The organism is Labilibaculum manganireducens, assembly GCF_002843385.1.
GTDB classification, from domain to species: domain Bacteria; phylum Bacteroidota; class Bacteroidia; order Bacteroidales; family Marinifilaceae; genus Labilibaculum; species Labilibaculum manganireducens.
In genome coordinates, this window is the sequence record NZ_MVDE01000010.1 from 14,004 (window position 1) to 34,694 (window position 20,691).

The window sequence follows — 20,691 nt, forward strand, 5'->3', positions numbered from 1 at the left end:
ATGCTAAAGTATTTCATCTTAAAAAAAAGGAGGGGGATAATTCTTTCGGAAAAAGGAGATAAATTTTACACTTTGGGGATATTTCTATTAAAAAAAGAGGATTCTTTCAACATTAACAATGCCTTAACAATAGAGTGATTTTCGGTTAAAACACAAAAACTTATTTTTTATTACTCAAATGAATGTTTCGATATTTAGAAGGAGTCATTCCTTGTTGCTTAGCAAAACAACGACTGAAATACTTCGGATCGTTAAAACCAACCATATCACTAACCTCATTAATCGTAATTCCTTCCCTTTCAAGCAATTGCAAACTTCTTTTAATTCGAAACGATCGAATAAATTCATTAGGCGACATACTTGTGAATTCCTTTAGTTTTCGATACAATTGCATTTGGCTCATCCCCATTTCCTTAGCTAATTCTGTTTGTCCAAATTTAGCATTGGATATTTCCTTTTCCATCATCTCTTTCAGCTTTGCAAATAACTTTTCATCATAGGTTTCCACCATTTTGTTCTCTGGTTTCATTACTGCATCAGTATTAGCTGCCACTTTTATTTGCTTGTTTCTCTGTAATAAATTTGAGATTTTAAGAAAAAGCAATTCTATCTGAAAGGGCTTTGGTATAAAATCATCGATTCCAGAATAATAAGCTTCTTTCTGATTCTCAATTTCTGACAATGCTGTTAAAAGAACAAAAGGAATACCTCGATACCTTCCTTTCTTCTTTAAATTCTGACACAATTGAATGCCATCCATTTCAGGCATCACCCAATCTGATAAAATAAGATTTACAGAAGCATCCTTTTTTAAATACTTTAATGCTTCAGAACCATTTGCGACAGTTACTACACGATATTTTTCCGACAGAACTTCCGTAAGGTATTCTCTCAAATCAAAGTTATCTTCAACTAAAAGAATCAACTCTTTCCTTGATTCGTCCATATCGATGTTTGCGAGGAATTCCTTTTCAACTGGTGAGACTTCTTGATTTAATGCATAATTTATATCTTCTGGCCCTTTGGCAGAATGAAAAGGTAAAAATAAAATGAACTTACTGCCAGAACCTTCTTCACTTTCTACCTGAATCCTACCTTTTAGCAAATGAACAAAATCATTTACCAATGATAAGCCAATACCTACCCCTTCATTTTCGGGCTGCGATGATTTCCCTACTTGATAGTATCGATCGAAAATATACTTAATCCTATCAGAAGGGATTCCAATACCTGTATCAGTTACACTAAATTCAAAACCTTTCGTTTTCAATATTAATTCACAAGTAATTTGCCCTCCTGCCGGTGTAAATTTTATTGCATTTGTAAGTAAATTAAATACGATTTGTTGCAGTTTTTCGTAATCATACCGACAATAAAAACTCTCATGACTGGTCAGAAATGTCAATTTCAGTAAATTTGACTCCATCTGATTCATAAATGAATTAATAACTGTTTGAATAATACTTACAATATCTCCTTGTTTAAAAATCAAATACAAACCTCCAACTTCTAGTTTTCTCTTATCTAACACCTGTTCAATAAGTTGAAGAATATAGTTTGAATTTGTTTGCATACATTGTAATTTCGTACGCATTTCTAATGAGAGATTCTTGTTCTGAAGGAGTTCACTTAAAGGAGAAATAATTAAAGTCAGAGGTGTTCGAATATCATGAGAAATATTGGTGAAAAAATTTTGTTTTAATCTGTTTAATTCTTCGAGCCTGTTATGCATCTCGAAAAGATGATCTCTCTGTGCAAGAATCTGATCCCTTTGTTCAGATACTTTAGCATTCTTCTCTTCTAAAGATTGATTTACCTGCTGGAGTTTTTCTTTTTGATTTTCAATTTTCAAAGTTCGTTTAATTACGATATCTTCCAGTTTCTTATTTTTACGTCTAACCTGTAAAAACCTTATCCTTACTACAGTCAAAATACATATAGCTAAAAAGAAAATTAGAGAAACAATAAAGTAAAACTCCAACCAAAAGGGTTTTTCAATTTTAAACGAAAACATTTTTTTCTCATCAGACCATATTCCGTCAGCATTAGCAGTCTTTATCCACAATTGATATTCCCCATGTGGCAAATCGGAATATGAAATTTCATGAACAGGTCCTTGAAAAGTCTGATAATTTTGATCAAAAGACTTCAGTATCCAAGCTAACTTAATTTTATTAGGAGAACTAAGCTGTATCCCTTTTAAACTAAAGCTTATTTTGTCTTTCCAAAAAGGAAAGACAAAACAAGAATCACAAACTTTTCCATAGGCAAATTCGGCACAGCTTTCACCATTTACACATACCGATTTGAGCATTGGTATGGGAATTTCTGCAGAAGAATGAATTGAATCAGGATGAAAGCTGACAATATTATTATATCCGCCAAAAAACAAAATACCATCCTGATTTTTAAAAGCTGCTCCTTCTGCAAATTCTGAAATATTGCCAATGTCCTTTTGATCGTAAACTCTGACCTGCTCCGATTGCAAATTTACGTGAATAATGCCTTTGGGAGAACCACACCACAAATTGTGCTTTGCATCTTCAAAAACATGATAAATAAGACTTGATGGCAAATCCTTATTCAAGTAAGCAAATTCCTTCACGTTCCACTTCCCGTCAATAGCATTAAGTCCTCCGAAGCTCGCCACCCAAATAGTCCCAGCACTATCTTCGTAAATGTCAAAAATACTATTGCTTAAGATAGAATTATTCTCAGCATCCCCTTTTGTAATGTGCTTCTTAATCCTATGTGTTTTTGTATCGAGCACAAAAATCCCTTGGGCTTCGGTACCAATCCACAAATCTCCACTCGTACATAAATGCAATTTTCGAATGTGTATGTTTTTCAACTCATCTAAAGTATCGAAACAAATAAATTGATTTTTTTCCCGATCATAATAATCAAGACCTCCCCATTCTCCTAAATACAAATTTCCTTTTTGATCTTCAGCAATACTATAAATACGACCTAATGAAGGTAAATTTTTATTCCTCCCTACCGGCCAATATTTAATCTCTTTGGTTTCCGGATGAATTCGACAAATACCAACATAAGTTCCCACCCAAATATATTGATCCTTACTTTGATAAATGGAACGAACCCAATCCCATTTATCTAATTTTCCTTGTGTTGCAAGATGAATTCTTTCAATTTTTTCACCTTGCTTTATCACAATTCCATTATTGTACGTACCAATCCATAACTTACTGTTTTTTTCCTGATAAATAGCTCGAATAGTAGTCTGTAAATCCGGGTTGTCAGAACCAATAACGTTGAAAGTTTTGAATTCATCTACTTTTGAAAAAGCAACATTAATTCCCGAATTTTTAGTTCCTATCCATATATTACCAGATCGGTCCTCAAAAATACAATAAACTTCATTACTCGATATTTTATGAGGATCAGGAACACTCATCCCATAATTGATTAAATGGGAGACATCTCCATCCTTACAATAAAAAATTCCCTTATTTAATGTTAAAATCCAAATATCATTTCCTTTAGGAGACCTATATATTGAATATATTTCAACTCGAGGAAATAAGAACTTTAGTTGCTTTGTAATTTCTTCGACAGGAAAGAATTGTGGAATATCAATTTTCTGGACTCTTTTGAAATCGCTGCGAATTGAATCAAAGCTATAGTAAGTATTACCCGATTGATAATATATATTCCCATTTGAATCCAAACCAATCGTATTTTTACTGCTTTTATCAACAGCTAAATCTTTGTAAAAAATACTCTCGCCATTATCATTAATTAAGCGTACAAGAGTACTATTTTCTAACAAGACCCAAATATTTCCAATGGAATCTACAGTAATTATATTTGCACAACCAACCGAAGTTTCATTTTCTGATCCTGATTCAAATGGTCTTACTATTTTATACTCAAAACCATCAAACAAACTTAAACCATCATAGGTAGCAAACCATATTCGTCCAAATTTATCCTCTGTAATGTTTTGAATTGTATTATTTGCCAATCCATCTTCCACAGTTACCTGTTGAAATCTATATGAATTCTGAGCAGTAAGAGGTAAAACGAATATCAATAATAATAAACTAACAACCAATTTACGAACCATTATTGCATCTTCCTTTAATTGATCAAAGAAAGACAGTAAATCCATTCAATATGTAATTATAACATTATCTAATGGTTATCCTTATCTGAATGTACTCTGATCTCATTTCAAAAGAATATTTCACAAAAAAAGGTCGTTAGGAACTAATTGATAGTTCCTAACGACCTTTTTTTTTACACTCTTGCAGAGCAATTCTCTGCTTCAACCTAAAAGCTAAACCATGTTTAATAAATTGCCTTGGCTATTTCTTTTACACAATCGGATGCCATAAGTGTATAAAAGTGTAAGGAAGGAACCCCGTGCTGAATCAATTCTTTTCCTTGCTGAATTCCCCACTCTATTCCCACTTGCTTCACCTCATCGTTGGTTTTGCATTTACGAACTTCGGCAGCTAATGCTTCAGGAATATCGGTTTTAAAAATCTGCGGAAGCACTGTTAACTGGCTTAATGCAGATATTGGCTTGATACCCGGAACAACAGGAACTGTAATACCGGCATCGCGTACTTTCTTTACAAAATCGAAGAATTTCTGATTATCGAAGAACATTTGGGTAACGATATATTCGGCTCCGGCATCCACTTTCTTTTTCAACCAATAAATATCGGAATCAATATTTGGAGCTTCTTCGTGTTTTTCAGGATATCCGGCCGTACCGAAAGAAAACGGAGTTGCAAAAGGCTCAACATGTGTGCCATCCAAAAATCCGCCTTTGTTAATTTTATTCACCTGATTGATTAAATCGATCGCATATTTGTGCTCTCCTTCACTGGAAATAAAAGCATGGCGGGAAGATGAATCACCACGCAGTAGTAGTAAATCATAAATACCCAGAAAATTTAAATCCAAAAGTGCATTTTCAGTCTCTTCCGGAGTAAATCCACTGCAAATTACATGAGGAACAACAGTTATTTTGTATTCATTTTTTATTGCTGCCGCAACTGCTACCGTCCCCGGGCGCTTTCGGGTAATTTTTTTTTCAATTAAACCACTTTCCGATTCTGTGAAAACCACCTCATCGCGATGTGCTGTGATATTAATGTACTTAGGATCGAATTCCTTTAGTTTATCTATCGTGTTAAAAACTTTATATATACTGTTTCCCCGCAAAGGAGGCAACAATTCAAATGAGAAATGTGTGGTTTTATTCTCAATTGCCTGATTTAATAGTTCGATTACTTTCATTGGTTTTTGTTAGATATTAGTCGTTAGTTTTTAGTACGCAGTAATTCATTCAATCAACAAATTACTAGTTACCAGCTGCTAACTACTATTTTTATTATAACTAATTCTATAAAATAGAAGTTAAAAGCTTCTTTGCCTTCTCTTCGGATATTCCTTTTCGGGAGGCATAATCCTTTAATTGATCTTCCTTAATTTTATCGATAGAGAAATACAATGCCTCCGGATGAGCGAAAATCAATCCACTTACCGAAGCTGCCGGATACATGGCAAAACTTTCGGTTAATGTTGCTCCGATATTCTTCTCTACATCCAAGAAATCCCAAAGCACTTGTTTTTCTGAATGCTCGGGCAATGATGGATATCCAAAAGCAGGACGAATTCCCTGATAATGTTCACGAAGCATTTCTTCAACGTTCAGATCCTCATCGACAGCATATCCCCAATCTTGTTTCCGAATTTTCTCGTGTAATAATTCCGTGAAAGCCTCGGCCAAACGATCTGCCAAAATCTTAATCATGATGCTGTTGTAATCATCATGATCTTCGGCAAATTTCTGAAGTATTTCTTCAATACCCAAACCTGCTGTTACGACAAAAGCACCTACATAATCGATTCTTTCCGATTCAATTGGAGCTACAAAATCGCTCAAACACAAACTGCTCAGTCCTTTTTTAAACTTCTCCTGCTGACGAATGCCGCAAAATCTGGTAATTTCGTTTGTTCTGTCTTCATCGGTATACAATACGATATCATCACCAACACTATTGGCAGGAAACAATCCGTAAACCGCACTTGCTTCAATCAATCCTTCGCGCTCAATTACATCCAACATGTAATTGGCATCATCGAAAAGGATTTTAGCTTGTTCCTTAAAATCCGGATCTTCCATAATTTCAGGATACATGCATTTTAGCTCCCAGCCTACAAAAAAGAAAGTCCAATCGATGTATTTGCGGATTTCGCCAATCGAAAAGTTATTCAGCACCTGCAATCCAGTTTTGTTCGGCTGATAAACAGGAGCAGTTTTCCAATCAATTTGCTCTCTGTTTTTCCGGGCCTCATCCAAAGTATAGTATTCAACCGGTTTTTTATTTTCATGATCTTCACGCACCATTTGATACTCATCACGGGTTTTTGCCAGAAAATCTTCTCTTTTATTTTTATCGCACAACTGCTTAAAGATTCCAACCGACTTGGACGCATCTACAACGTGAACCACACCATTGTCATAGTTTGGTTCTATTTTAACTGCTGTATGCAGTTCCGAAGTGGTTGCACCTCCTACTACCAAAGGAATATTCAAGCCCTGCCGCTTCATTTCTTCGGCAACAAAACACATCTCTTCCAAGGATGGAGTGATCAGCCCGCTTAAACCAATTGCATCCACGTTCTCTCGTATGGCGACTTCTAAAATTTTTGAACTTGGAACCATAACGCCCAAATCAATCACCTCGAAATTGTTACAGCCTAAAACTACGCCAACAATATTTTTCCCGATATCGTGTACATCACCTTTAACGGTCGCCATTACTATTTTACCGGCATTTTTCGCATCGGTAAGGCTATTTTTCTCTTCCTCTATAAAAGGTTGAAGATAAGCAACAGCCTTTTTCATTACCCTTGCTGATTTTACCACCTGAGGCAAAAACATTTTCCCTTCGCCAAACAAATTACCTACGATGTTCATTCCATCCATCAAAGGTTGTTCAATCACATCCAATGCACGAGGCAACAACTGTCTGGCTTCTTCAGAATCCTGTTCAATGTAATCGGTGATTCCTTTTACCAGAGAATAAGAAAGTCTTTCAAAACAAGGTTTTTCTCTCCATGCATCGGCTTTCACCTGAACTTTCCCTACCGATTTCAATCCTTCGGCCAATTCAATGAGTATCTCGGTAGCCTCAGGTTTCCGATTCAAAACCACATCTTCCACTTTCTCCAAAAGTTCCGGCTCAATATCATCGTAAATCTGTAACATTCCCGGATTTACAATTCCCATATCCAAGCCTTCTTTTATGGCATGATACAAGAAAACGGAATGCATTGCTTCCCTAACTGTATTGTTTCCACGAAAAGAAAATGACAAATTGCTGATTCCACCACTAATTTTAGCATGTGGCAAATTGGCTTTGATCCATTTTACGGTTTTTATATAATCAACCGCATAGTTGTTGTGTTCTTCAATTCCTGTGGCAATTGCCAATACATTGGGATCAAAAATGATATCCTCGGCCGGAAAGCCAACCGTTTCGGTTAATATTTTATAGGCTCTTGCGCAAATTTCAGTTCTTCGCTGGAAAGTATCGGCCTGACCTTTTTCATCAAAAGCCATGATGACCGCAGCAGCTCCGTATCTTTTTATTTTGGTTGCATGATCAATAAATTCTGCCTCTCCTTCTTTCAAAGAAATTGAATTGACCACACATTTTCCCTGCACACATTTCAATCCTGTTTCCAACACCGACCATTTCGATGAGTCGATCATTATGGGAACACGGGAAATCTCCGGCTCAGACACCAATAACTTTAAGAAAATATCCATTTCCTTTTCAGCATCCAACATGGCATTATCCATGTTTACATCGATGATTTGTGCTCCGTTTTCAACTTGATTGCGAGCAATTGAAAGTGCTTCTTCGTATTTTTTTTCACGAATTAAACGGGCAAATTTTATAGAACCTGCCACATTAGTCCGTTCTCCTACATTCACAAAATTGGTGAGCGAATTTATCCGCAGTAATTCCAATCCACTCAAACGGGTTTCCTTTTCTACAACCGGAATTTCTCTGGGAGCAGCACCTTTAACCGCATCAGCTAATATTTTAATGTGTTCCGGCCGGGTTCCACAGCAACCTCCAACAATATTTATCTTTTTGTTATCCAATAATTCTTTCAGATCACTCAACATGGTTTGTGGAGTTTCGTCGTACTCTCCCAATTCATTTGGCAAACCTGCATTTGGATAAACACTCACGTAAACCGGAAGCAGCGTATCCAATTGTTGAATATACGGCACCAAATCTTTGGCTCCAAAAGCACAATTCAGTCCAATACTCAACAATCGGTCACATTTTACTGAAGTAACAAAAGCCTCCAGGGTTTGTCCCGAAAGAGTTCGTCCGCTGTTGTCTGTAATGGTTCCCGAAATCATGATTGGTGTATCCAATCCTCTTTCTTCCAGCAATAAATCAGCCGCATAAATGGCAGCCTTGGCATTTAAAGTATCAAAAATTGTTTCTATCAAAAGGGCATCCACTCCACCATCCAGTAATCCCTTTATCTGCTCGGTGTAAATTCTCACCAAATCATCAAAACCTACATCCCGATATCCAGGATCTTCAACCTTTGGCGACATAGAAGTCGTTTTATTGGTTGGGCCTATTGCTCCCGCTACCCAACGCGGAGTATTTGGATCAATAAGATTCATTTCATCAACAGCTGTCCGGGCATTTTTTACTGCTTCAAAATTCAGTTCATACGCCAGTTCTTCCAATTGATAATCGGCCAATGATATTGCATTGGCATTAAATGTATTGGTCTCAATAATATTGGCTCCGGCTTCCAAAAACTTTTGATGAATCTCCTTAATGATTTCAGGCTGAGTCAAAGTCAGTAAGTCGTTGTGTCCTTTCTGATCACTTGAAAAATCTGCAAAACGGGTTCCACGAAAATCTGCTTCAGTCAACTTGTGTGCCTGAATCATTGTTCCCATGGCACCGTCTAAAACAAGAATTTGCTTCTGTAATGCCTCTTTAATAGATGTAAATTTCTGTTCCATATTAATTTGCGACTGTTAGATAGATTGCAGTATTACTATTCTTTTGTTCTACCAGAACATGATGTTTGTTCTGTATTTCTTCGATTGTGGCCGGCGTATAATGCCGAACGGTGATCAATTCCAGATCATCACTCAATTCAACCTCATACTTTTCTTCCAATTCTGCCACCAAATCCTGCATATTTCTGGCTGAGCTATTGGCACAAAAAGCAAAGCTAACCGCAGTGTTCTGAGTAAAATTAAGCTTTATTCTATACTTTGTAACCAGTGTAAAAATAAAAACAAGGTCTTTTTCACCAATAAAAGAAAAATTCAGCGGTTTTAAAGTCACTAACAACTGTCTTTTTTTGACAATGTAATTTGGCAGCAATGGTTGTGGCTGATCTCCTTTTGTAATTAATGTTCCTTTTTGCGATGGATCGATAAATGATTTTACCCACAAAGGAATCTTTTTTGCCTGCAACGGCTTTATGGTTTTCGGATGAATTACTCTGGCACCATAGTAAGAAAGCTCTATTGCTTCATGATAAGGAATTAAATCCAATTTGGTTGTTTCCTCAAAATAATCAGGATCTGCATTCAAAATTCCCAAAACATCTTTCCAGATAATCATTTTATCAGCGCCAAGCAAGTGAGCTAAAATTGCGGCTGTGTAGTCCGAACCTTCTCTTCCTAAAGAGGTGGTGAAACCATTCGGATCTCTGGCAATAAACCCCTGCGTAATGTATAATGCAGTCGGATTATCAGGAAATACGGCATTGGCTTTTTCTTTCGACGAATCCCAAAGTATATTAGCATCTACATAATTATCATCGGAATCCAAACAAGTTCGAACATCAATCCACTTATTATTTTGTCCGATATGATTTAAATAAGTAGCTACAATTGTTGTTGATAAAAGTTCTCCAAAACCAATCACCTGATCGTATTCAAAATTGAACTGATCGGATGATGGTTTTGAAATTTTGGTTTTCAGCTCGATGAAAAGAGCGTTTATTTCCGAACTGACCTTCGCAGGAACTTCTTCGAATAAATCATCGATCACTGAAGTGTGGTTTTTCTTCAGCAGATCAAAAAGTTCCAAGGCCTTATCATTTCCGGAAAAATAAGCATCTACCAGTTCTTCCAGCAAATTGGTAGTTGTACCAATTGCCGAAATCACCACTGTGAGCGGACGCTTTACTTTGCCAATAATTTGACAAATATTTTTAATAGCAGCAGCATCTTTTACCGATGCACCGCCAAATTTGTATATGATCATTTCTAGTTAGATTTGAGATGCCAGATATGAGATTGATGCCCATACCCCAAATTCAAAATTACTCATCACCCAAATAAGCCAGGAAAATATCTTTCCCTGCAATTTGCTTACGGATATTTATCAGTTCGGAAAGATTCAATGTTCCAATTACATAGTTAAAATCTTTTCCTGTCAGCGATTCCGATATCTCCTTGAAATCAAATAATTCCAAATCGTTTTTATCTGTGTATCTCAAATAAATCTCAACATCCATATCGTTGGTGTATTCCAAACCACCATAATATTTCAGCTTTTTATATTCGTATTTGTAATTGTAGGCCAAAGCTGTTATATCCGATAAAACTGCCGATCCGGTTGGATGCGCACCAGCTCCTTTTCCATACATAAACTGGTTGTCGTAGAAATTCCCCTGAATTAAAACGCCGTTATAATGACTCTCAACCGTATAAGCATGCTCTGTTGGTCTCACAAATTTTGGGGCAACAAACAAATTCACCCTATTGCCGTTTACTTTGGTTACTTTTCCCAGCAATCGGATTTTATATCCCTTTTGCGATGCCAACTCAATATCTTTTGGTAAAAGATTCGCGATTCCCGAATTAAAAACCTCATCGGGATGCACAAACAAACCAAATCCGTGAACGGTAAGGATAATCAGTTTGTATAAAGTATCGAACCCACCAACATCCGATGTAGGATCACTTTCAGCAAATCCTAAATCCTGTGCTTCTTTTAATGCCAGATTGTAATCCAGATTTTCATTGAAAATCTTTGTCAGGATATAATTGGATGATCCGTTCAGGATTCCACTTACCGATTGCAATAAATCATTGTCGTAGTACTCTTCCAAATTTCTGATAATAGGAATACTTCCACATGCCGAAGCTTCATACAAAAAGGAAACCTTGTATTGCCATTGCAGTTGAATCAGCTCCTCGATATGATAGGCCAGCATTTTTTTATTGGCAGAAACCACATGCTTTCCATTTTGCATAGCAGTTTTCACAATTTGATAAGCTGCATCTGCATCATCAATCAATTCAGCAACTACATTAATTTCCGGATCATTTAAAATATCATCAGGATTTGTTGTCAATAATTTAGCATCTAAATCTCTTTCCTTTTCTGCATCTTTCACACAAACTTTCACGATAGATGCATCGAGTCCTTTGCTGTTTTTAAGAACGTGAGCCAATCCGGAACCTACAACACCGTAGCCAAAAACGCCTATTTTTAATTTATTACTCATTAGTTTTGTTATCGTTTAAGAATGTTTTTAATACTTCAGTTAATTGTTCCTGTTCTAAAAGGAAGCCATCGTGTCCGTAAATTGAATTGATTTCCAGGAATTCTGCATTTGGAATATTGTCAGCAATAAACCGCTGCTCCTGAATTGGGAAAATCTGATCGGAATTTACACCAATTACCAATGTTCTTGATTTGATTTCGTTCAAAGCGGAAACTAAACCATTTCTTCCACGGCCAATATTATGACTATCCATTATTTTTGAAAGATGCCAATACGAATAAGCATTAAATCTGCGCGCCAGCTTCTCGCCCTGATACCTCTGATAAGAACTTGCCCGGTAATGATCTGTTTTGCCTTCTTCATTTTCCTGCTGAGAATGATCGTAAGTCGAATAAGTTCTGTAGCTAAGCAGAGCAATGGATCTAGCCACGCGCATGCCATTCAAACCTGCTTCATCATTCGATTCTTTCCAGGTTGGATCTACTTCAATTGACATTCTCTGCGATTCGTTAAAAGCAATTCCCCAAGGAGAATGTTTTGCGTTGGAAGCCAATATCACCAGATTGTCCAGTTTCCCATTCAACAGATAAGCCCATTCCATGGCCTGCATGCCACCCAATGAGCTGCCTATCATCATATGAATACGTTCTATTTTTAAATGCTTTCTCAAAATTTCATGCGCCCCAACTAAATCTCTAACCGTTAGCTGTGGAAAATCATGATAGTAAGCCTTTCCGTTGTCCGGATTTTTTGAGAGAGGTCCCGTTGAACCGTAGCAGGAAGCAAGAGTATTGTCGCAAACTATGAAGTAATCTTTCGGATTGAAAAAATCATTTTCACCAAATAATCCTTCCCACCAATCGAAAACATCCGAATTAGCAGTAAGAGCATGACAAACCCAAATCACATTATTCCTTTTAGGGTCGTATTCCCCATAGGTGTGATAGGTCAATTCCAACTCTTTCAGACACTCACCTGATTCAAGTTGTAAACCTTCTTTATGGATGTAACATTCTGAATTCACCAATTATTGATTTTGTTTTGTTTGTTGTTTTTTTGCTTTGTAAAAATTTCACCCAAAATATTCTTGAGCGAAACCTTAAGTTCCCAGTCGAAAATCCGACTAAAAAATTTCCGACTGGGATTTGACTATAAGAACTAATTGATTGTCTCTACGTTAATTGCTTTCTCTACAGATTGCTTAATATCAGCTTTGATATCTTCGATGTGTTCGATACCTACTGAAATACGAAGCAACCCCGGCTCAACACCCGAAGCTTTTTGCTCTTCCAGACTCAACTGCTCATGAGTGGTTGAACTTGGGTGAATAATTAAGGATTTTGCATCTCCCAAATTGGCAACATGTGAAAGTAGTTCCACACCATCAACCAATTTATCGGCAAGCTCTTTTCCACCTTTAACTTTAAAGGTAAGAACAGAGCCGGCACCTTTTTTGAAATATTTTTGAGCTCTTTCGTAGTAAGGACTTGATGGCAAACCCGGATAATTCACCTGCTCTACCCAATCTTGTTCCTCTAACCATTTGGCAAGAGCGACTGTATTTTCAACATGACGGTCCAAACGCAGTGAAAGAGTTTCCAATCCTTGTAATAAAAGGAAAGAATTGAACGGACTCTGGCTGCATCCATAATCCCGTAAACCTTCTACTCTGGCGCGAATTGCAAAAGCAATGTTTCCAAATGGTCCGCCGGCACCAAAAACATCCCAGAATACCAATCCATGATATCCTTCTGAAGGCTCAGTAAACTGAGGGAATTTTCCATTTCCCCAATTGTAGTTTCCTCCATCTACAATTACTCCACCAATAGCTGTTCCATGACCGCAAATCCATTTGGTTGCCGATTCCACAACTATATTGGCTCCGTGTTCCAACGGACGGAATAAATATCCTCCTGCTCCCAAAGTATTATCCACGATAAGTGGCAAATCATATTTCTTAGCTATTGCAGATACTTTTTCAAAATCCGGTATTGAGAATTTAGGATTCGGTAAAGCCTCAACATAAATAGCTTTGGTTTTTTCATCGATCAACGGAATAATAGTATCCGGCTCATCGATATCAACAAAACGACACTCTATTCCCAGTTTTTTAAACTGAACCTTAAACTGATTGTATGTTCCTCCGTAAATTTGTGAGGCACTAACAAAATTGTCTCCAACTTCCAGAATATTTGTCAGTGCTAAAAACTGAGCCGCCTGACCGGATGCTGTTGCAACAGCTGCAACTCCACCTTCCAAGGCCGCAATTCTTTTCTCGAAAACATCATTGGTAGGATTCCCCAAACGAGTATAAATATTCCCGAATTCTTTCAATCCAAACAGGTTTGCTGCATGTTCTGAACTATTAAAAGTGTAAGCTGTGGTTTGATACAAAGGAACTGCTCTCGAGTTGGTTACTGCATCAACTTCCTGACCTGCGTGTATCTGTAATGTTTCGTATCTTAAATTATTTGACATAGCGATTCTGTTTTTCGAACAGGCTGTTTGCTGTCAGCCATTCACTTTTAGCTATTACATAACAATCAGATTATCCGACTTGCTATTCAGCTTAAAAGCCTATTCCTTGATTTAAAAATTGATTAATTAGTTAGAAACTGAAGTTTCTGAATGTCGCAAAAACATATCTGCTTAGATTCAAACATTCTGAATGTGGTTTCAGATTTGGTTGTACCTATTCATCTTTCTGTTAAAGCAGAAATATAAAAAGTAAGCAAAATTGAATTTGAATTCCCGGGTTCGGTGTTATTTTATACGCACCAGTATCTAAAAAAAGGGAAAGATTTTAGAAAGAATGCGTTAAATCATACGCATCATTTGCTGCATTCGCATCATCAACATGGTTGAAGATTGCAACGTGAAGTTTTGCTCCTGATGAGCCTGCTGATTGTAATTAATTTGAGTCTTCTTCATAATCTGTTAATTTATATTCACCAAAAATTTGGTCAGGATTTGACACCTTTCAGCTATGGAAGCCGCGGTTGTCAGAAGGTCAACGAGCCTGTTCTCTTACTTCTTCTGTATAAATTATAGATATTCTCCTGAGAGATTTACCTTATATAACGGGAACAAAGATAGGGAAGTTTTTGAATTCACCAAACATTCCCGACCTCTTTGTCTTTTATTATTAAAAAAAACATTCTTCTGTTCCTTTAAAAATTCAACTTACATCATATTATACTCTTGCTTTTTTACACCCGTTCGCCTGTCGGCACTTTCCCTGCAAGGGAAAGATTCCGCAATAAGCTTTTCCGTTAAAAAACTAAGAACATATGCAGCTTAAAGAGTTCTCCTCCTTTCAGGGGAGATGTCCGAAGGACAGAGGGGTGAAAAAAACCACAAATTTGAATGGATACTTTTTTAAATTTCCTATTATTCACCCTTTCGCCTGTCGGCACCACGAAAGCTTTCGGGATTCCCTGCAAGGGAAAGATTCATACAATCAATTTTTCTGCAAAAAAATAAGAGCATAAGCTGTTTAGTGAGTTCTCCTCCTTTCAGGGGAGATGTCCGAAGGACAGAGGGGTGAGGAAAAACCACAAATTAAAATTGCTACTTTTCACCCTTTCGCCTGTCGGCACCACGAAAGCTTTCGGGATTCCCTGCAAGGGAAAGATTCATACAATCAATTTTTCTGCAAAAAAATAAGAGCATAAGCTGTTTAGTGAGTTCTCCTCCTTTCAGGGGAGATGTCCGAAGGACAGAGGGGTGAGGAAAAACCACAAATTAAAATTGCTACTTTTCACCCTTTCGCTTGCCGGCACTTGGTTCACAGTAATTTATTTTTAAAATGTGTTCACGATCTCTGCTTCGCTACGATTCCCTGAAAGGGAAAGATTCATACAATTAACTTTTCCTCAAAAACCTGAGGCCAGTTCTGCTTAATGAGTTCTCCCATTTTCAGGGGAGATGTCCGAAGGACAGAGGGGTGAGGAAAAATTTACTTTAAGGATTTTCTTTCAAATACAGGATCATTATCATTTCTATGAAAGTAAGATTCAATTTTCGCTAGAACAGTAGGCATATTTATTAATTCTTCATTTTTAAATCTCACCACTTTAATGCCCATATCAGTTAATATTTCGTCCCTTTTTACATCTCTCACCTTGGTGAAATCGTGTACTTTCCCATCCAACTCGATGGCAAGCTTCTCTGCTTCGCAATAAAAATCAGGTATAAAGAAGAAATTTTCATCCTCATAATGGTCATAGATAATTGCATGTTGCCTTAAAAATTTCCTCTCCAGTAGCTTTCTGTTTCGAATATATTTCCACAATAGCTTTTCGGATAATGTAGGATTGCATCTTAATTTCCTCTTAACATCCTTTATTTCAATATACTTCATGCTATTTTGTACTATTAATCACCCTTTCGCCTGTCGGCACTTTCCCTGAAAGGGAAAGATTCTAACAATCAATTTTTCTGCAAAAAACTAAGAACATATGCAGCTTAAAGAGTTCTCCCATTTTCAGGGGAGATGTCCGAAGGACAGAGGGGTGAAATTCTCATCAAATAAATGTAAACTTATAGTAACACAAATTGTGCAGTATCTCTGCTTCGTTGTTCCAGCAGTATTTCCCGGCCGTTGGTCATTCTTTCAACAGCTTCAGAATTGTGATGACGAATCGTAATCAACTCCAGATTTTCATTGTATCTCACTTCAAATTTGGTAGAAATTTCTTCAATTAAATTTTTCAATCTTCTATCTGAATTATCAACACATACCGAAAAACTAATTGCCGAATTCTGAATTAAATTTACTTTCACCCGGTGTTTTGCAAAAATGGAAAACAACGAACTTAAATTTTCTTCCAGTATGAAAGAAAAATCACTTGGTCGTATCGAAATCAGCACCTGATCTTGTTTACGAATATAAACAGGAATTAACTGATCCTGCTTTTTAGAAGCTGTACTAATTAAAGTTCCTGACTCGTTCAGACTAAGAAAAGAGCGCACCTGCAAAGGAATTTTCTTCTTCTTAATGGGTTGTATGGTTTTTGGATGAATTACTTTAGCACCATAAAAAGCAAGTTCGATGGCCTCCTGATATGAAATACGCTCTAATTTTTGCGCATCGGGCAGCCATTTTGGATCTGCATTCATAATTCCGGGAACATCTTTCCAAATGGCCAATTTATCCACATCAAGGATATAAGATAAAATTGCAGCAGTATAATCGGAGCCTTCCCGTCCTAAAGTTGTTGTCTGATTGGTTTTAGTTCCACCCAAAAATCCTTGGGTTACGTATACAAATGTGTTGGTAAAACCAAAAGCCTGAGGCACCAATTTCTGAGAAAGTTCCCAATCAATTCGTCCTTCCTTATAAGTATCATCCGTTTTTAAACAAGTACGGATATCTACCCACTTATTTGGCGTACCACTTAAACGAAGGTATTCAGATACAATTGTTGTAGAAATCAACTCTCCAAAACACACAATTTGATCGTAATCAAATTCGTAACTTAAAGAAGGAGATTTTTGCAGATAAGCCCGCAACTGCCCGAAAAGAGATTCTATTTTCGAAAAAACAGCATCATCCTTTTTCGAAAACAATTCATTTATAATCTTCGTATGGTATGTTTGCAATGCATCTACTTTAGATTCAATCCCATCCTTTTTAGCTACAAAAGAATCAACGATCTCTTCCAAAGCATTGGTTGTTTTGCCCATTGCCGACAATACAATAATCATTTCCTCTCTGTAGGATTGTACAATTTTTACAAAATTCCGTACACCATCAGCACTATTTACCGAAGCCCCGCCAAATTTAAATATGTTCATCAAAAAATTGTTAGATAATTCTTACTAAAAAGTTATTTAAACCCGCTTTCAAAATAAAAACTGAAGTTACAAAATATTGTTTCAGCATTGCAAAGTTGGTAAAATTTTAAGATCATCCTGTAATTCATTTCGCACTTTTTAGCCCTAAAAAAGAAAAAACGCGGTTGAAAACAAAAACCTGTTTAATGCCATTAAAACAACAATTTTCCTTTCACATATTACATACCTAATATACCAAGGCTTCACACCTTAAAATTAATTGCCGTAAACGTTTGAAATAAGTGTTTCGGCGTTTCACAAAAAAGCATAACTTTATGCCACCAAATGAATGTAAACCAAAAAGCCTTAAAAAAATGACTGAACACAACAATGTTCAAACTCTAAATCAATTCATCATCCAAAGACAATCCGATCATCCTGGAGCAAAGGGAGAATTATCCCGATTACTTCATCATATCGGAATTGCATCTAAAATTGTAAACCGTGCTGTGAACAAAGCCGGCCTGGTTGATATTTTAGGTGAACATGGAGATCGAAATGTGCAGGGAGAAGATCAGCAGAAACTGGATGTTTTTGCAGACACTCACTTTATTGATGCCTTAAAAGCCTGTGGTGAATGCTGTGCTGTTGCATCGGAAGAAAATGAAGAAATCATTATTTTTGATGACGAGTTGAGTAAACATGGAAAATATGTTTTCGCAATGGATCCGCTTGACGGCTCATCGAACATCGATGTAAATGTTTCCATCGGAACCATTTTCTCGATTTACGAACGCCTTTCTCCCCGGGGGGAAGTTGCCAAAATTGAGGATTTCCTTCAGGAAGGAACCAAACAGGTTGCGGCCGGATATATCATTTATGGTTCGTCAACCATGTTGGTATACACCACCGGAAAAGGAGTAAACGGATTCACTTTGGATCCTTCGATCGGTGAATTCTGTTTGTCGCATCCCAACATTAGAACACCAAAAACGGGAACCATTTATTCCATCAACGAAGGAAATTACATCAATTTCCCAATGGGTGTAAAAAAATACATTAAGTATTGTCAGGAATATGATCAAAAATCGAATCGCCCCTACACTTCCCGCTACATAGGATCTTTGGTGGCCGATTTTCACCGAAATTTATTGAACGGTGGTATTTTTATCTATCCGCAAACCCGTAAAAACCCCAACGGAAAACTTCGTTTGATGTACGAATGCAATCCAATTGCTTTTGTTGCTGAACAAGCCGGCGGTAAAGCTACCGATGGCACACAGCGAATTTTAACCATTAAACCTACTTCGCTTCACGAACGTGTTCCGTTTTATACCGGATCGACAAACATGGTGAAGAAAACCGAAGAGTTTTTACATTTCTTCAACAACATTTAAAAAATAGTTGTGAGATAAGAGATGTGAGATCAAAATACAATATTGAACAAAGCCACTTTTCAGTTGAGAAGTGGCTTTGTTTTCTTGACTTATTGGTCACTTATTCTTTTAAAACCATATCAATACACATTACTGCTGCAAGAATTAAAACTCTCATCGGATTATCTGCAGTTACTTTTTCATCAATCGTCAACATGTAATTGTCTGCTGATGTAAACAATTCCTTGCCAATTCCAGCCCATTTTTTACTTACATGAGCAAACTCCATTTCCCCTTTACTGAATTTAAAATCCCAGCTGGTCCATTTTCCTTTAAGGGTGCACAAAATATTTTCAGTAGAATCAATAACATCAAATTTCCCACCTATTGAGAAAAATTTTTGTTTGAACTTTCCCAATAAATTATCGTTCTCATCAAAAACTTCAACTGTAGACAAGAAGAATGAAACACCTCGTTTTATTGTTAGTACTTTTTCACCTGAAACAGTTTTAATTTCAATATTAAAAGGAGTCATTCTCTTATAGTCGGTAAAGCGAAGCATCTTGGTGAAAAAACCAAGTTTTTCTTCCCGGCATGTCATTATCATTTCCTGATTTTCAGGATTGAAAATATCAAAATTATTTGCTGCTTTGAACATGCCAACATGTTCCTTCACGAAAAATGAATTTCGACTTAAAATTGGATTCATATGTTATTTATTTTGTTAATGGTTCTTCTATGTTATTAGAACAATTTCAAACTACTGTTTTCTTAAACCTCCAGCAAACAAGTTAACTCGTCGCTCGTCATGCTGGGAATAAATTCAGTGATTGCATAATCGGCTAAATCATTTTTGTGAAAAGGATCTTTAGCCAGAATTTCTTCCAATTGTTTTTTATCCTTCACTGTTGAAAGTATTACGCCTCCTGTTCTCTGAACTTTTCTGCCCGAGGCCTGAAAATTTCCCAAAGCATACTGCTCTTTTAAATACTGAACGTGATTGTTCAATTCTTCCTCTACCTTTTCGATAGGTACTTTGTAGGTTAATGAGATGATGAACATGATAAACTAAGTATTAATTTTCTTCCTGATATCCTTTCATTTCAATATCAATATCTTTTAAATTTAAAAGATAAATAGCCGCCCACAATCGATTCTTAACAACTCCAAAATCAAACCTTTCATGAACCGACATGAAAGTACTTGGACCAACCATCCCTCCTGTACTTTGAATTAAATCATATAAATCTTTATATCTATTATCTGTCACTCCAAGCTTATTTAGATAATCCATATATAAACCAGAAGTACTTAACTCCAAATCTTTCATCTGATCCAAACTTGCTATTTTTGAAGCACTTAAAACCTTACTTTCTGCCACTAAGACCCAAATCCCATTAAAAACATCCTTATCTATATTTTTCAGGAATTGATACTTTTCCTGTTCTTTAAATGGAGCATTCAATTTAAAACCATCCTTTGTAATACCATTCTCTAATTGCTTGCTTAAAGAATCAAAATACTCATGGTATGCTTCCTCAATATTTTCAGTTTTAGTTTTCGATAAAACCATATCATCTACATAGGCAACAATTGATTGTAAAGATTCAATTTGCTTCACACTAAATGTCTCCATCAATAACTGATCCGAGCTCATAACTAATCTATTTTTCGTTGTACTTTGACACGAAACAAGTACTAACAATATGAACAATGCAGAAAGACCCAATAGTTTACTCATGATTTATTTTTTTAAGATTAAATTCATTCCTCGTCTACGATACAATTTGCGAATCATTAAAAGTAAACATTATTTATGATTAACAAAAAAAAACATTTGAATCCTATTTATCTCTTTCATATCTATGCCTTTCTAATCTCCTTTCAAAAAGAGAATTCTACATCTAAAAACGCAAAGCATCTTTAACACTTACCTCTTTGTTCTTTTAACTTGAATTCTGATCCTTTCCCCTTT

General features: G+C 36.4%; 13 protein-coding genes and 1 riboswitch. Of the genes, 1 reads left to right on the forward strand and 12 read right to left on the reverse strand.

Annotated elements, in window-relative coordinates; all coding sequences use genetic code 11:
• Nucleotides 1–160 precede the first annotated feature (160 nt).
• From BZG01_RS08305 to BZG01_RS08345, 9 genes are all read right to left on the reverse strand, one after another.
• Nucleotides 161–4,135 (reverse strand): hybrid sensor histidine kinase/response regulator transcription factor, encoded by a 3,975-nt coding sequence (locus tag BZG01_RS08305; protein ID WP_101309369.1) that lies wholly within the window; start codon nucleotides 4,133–4,135, stop codon nucleotides 161–163.
• Nucleotides 4,136–4,314: 179 nt separating this feature from the next.
• Nucleotides 4,315–5,274, reverse strand: a complete 960-nt coding sequence (gene metF / locus BZG01_RS08310; protein ID WP_101309370.1) for a methylenetetrahydrofolate reductase [NAD(P)H] — start codon at nucleotides 5,272–5,274, stop codon at nucleotides 4,315–4,317.
• Nucleotides 5,275–5,380: 106 nt separating this feature from the next.
• Nucleotides 5,381–9,052, reverse strand: a complete 3,672-nt coding sequence (metH, locus tag BZG01_RS08315) for a methionine synthase (RefSeq protein WP_101309371.1) — start codon at nucleotides 9,050–9,052, stop codon at nucleotides 5,381–5,383.
• 1 nt (nucleotide 9,053) lies between these two features.
• Nucleotides 9,054–10,313, reverse strand: a complete 1,260-nt coding sequence (locus BZG01_RS08320; protein WP_101309372.1) for an aspartate kinase — start codon at nucleotides 10,311–10,313, stop codon at nucleotides 9,054–9,056.
• Nucleotides 10,314–10,371: 58 nt separating this feature from the next.
• Nucleotides 10,372–11,562, reverse strand: coding sequence for a homoserine dehydrogenase (locus BZG01_RS08325; protein WP_101309373.1), 1,191 nt, complete (start codon nucleotides 11,560–11,562; stop codon nucleotides 10,372–10,374).
• The gene (locus BZG01_RS08330; RefSeq protein WP_101309374.1) at nucleotides 11,555–12,586 is read right to left on the reverse strand and encodes a homoserine O-acetyltransferase family protein; all 1,032 of its coding nucleotides are present in this window, start codon (nucleotides 12,584–12,586) and stop codon (nucleotides 11,555–11,557) included. Before BZG01_RS08330 ends, BZG01_RS08325 begins: the two co-directional genes overlap by 8 nt.
• 134 nt (nucleotides 12,587–12,720) lie before the next feature.
• A complete protein-coding gene (locus BZG01_RS08335) occupies nucleotides 12,721–14,040 on the reverse strand; it encodes an O-acetylhomoserine aminocarboxypropyltransferase/cysteine synthase family protein (protein ID WP_101309375.1) in 1,320 nt (439 codons plus the stop codon).
• Nucleotides 14,041–14,501: 461 nt separating this feature from the next.
• Nucleotides 14,502–14,609: riboswitch (SAM riboswitch) on the reverse strand.
• Between the two features lie 911 nt (nucleotides 14,610–15,520).
• Complete coding sequence (locus BZG01_RS08340; RefSeq protein ID WP_101309376.1) at nucleotides 15,521–15,925, reverse strand: endonuclease domain-containing protein; 405 nt, start codon at nucleotides 15,923–15,925, stop codon at nucleotides 15,521–15,523.
• 179 nt (nucleotides 15,926–16,104) lie between these two features.
• Nucleotides 16,105–17,361, reverse strand: a complete 1,257-nt coding sequence (locus BZG01_RS08345) for an aspartate kinase (RefSeq protein ID WP_101309377.1) — start codon at nucleotides 17,359–17,361, stop codon at nucleotides 16,105–16,107.
• 353 nt (nucleotides 17,362–17,714) lie between these two features.
• Between BZG01_RS08345 and fbp the strand changes: the two genes are divergently transcribed.
• Nucleotides 17,715–18,737, forward strand: a complete 1,023-nt coding sequence (fbp, locus tag BZG01_RS08350) for a class 1 fructose-bisphosphatase (protein WP_101309469.1) — start codon at nucleotides 17,715–17,717, stop codon at nucleotides 18,735–18,737.
• A gap of 100 nt (nucleotides 18,738–18,837) precedes the next feature.
• Here the strand turns inward: fbp and BZG01_RS08355 are convergent, their stop codons facing one another.
• The 3 genes from BZG01_RS08355 to BZG01_RS08365 form a co-directional block, all read right to left on the reverse strand.
• Nucleotides 18,838–19,425, reverse strand: coding sequence for an LURP-one-related family protein (locus BZG01_RS08355; protein ID WP_101309378.1), 588 nt, complete (start codon nucleotides 19,423–19,425; stop codon nucleotides 18,838–18,840).
• Between the two features lie 62 nt (nucleotides 19,426–19,487).
• A complete protein-coding gene (locus BZG01_RS08360) occupies nucleotides 19,488–19,778 on the reverse strand; it encodes a YciI family protein (RefSeq protein ID WP_101309379.1) in 291 nt (96 codons plus the stop codon).
• Nucleotides 19,779–19,791: 13 nt separating this feature from the next.
• Nucleotides 19,792–20,457: a hypothetical protein gene (locus BZG01_RS08365; protein WP_143470862.1), complete on the reverse strand. Its 666-nt coding sequence runs from the start codon at nucleotides 20,455–20,457 to the stop codon at nucleotides 19,792–19,794.
• Nucleotides 20,458–20,691: the final 234 nt, after the last annotated feature.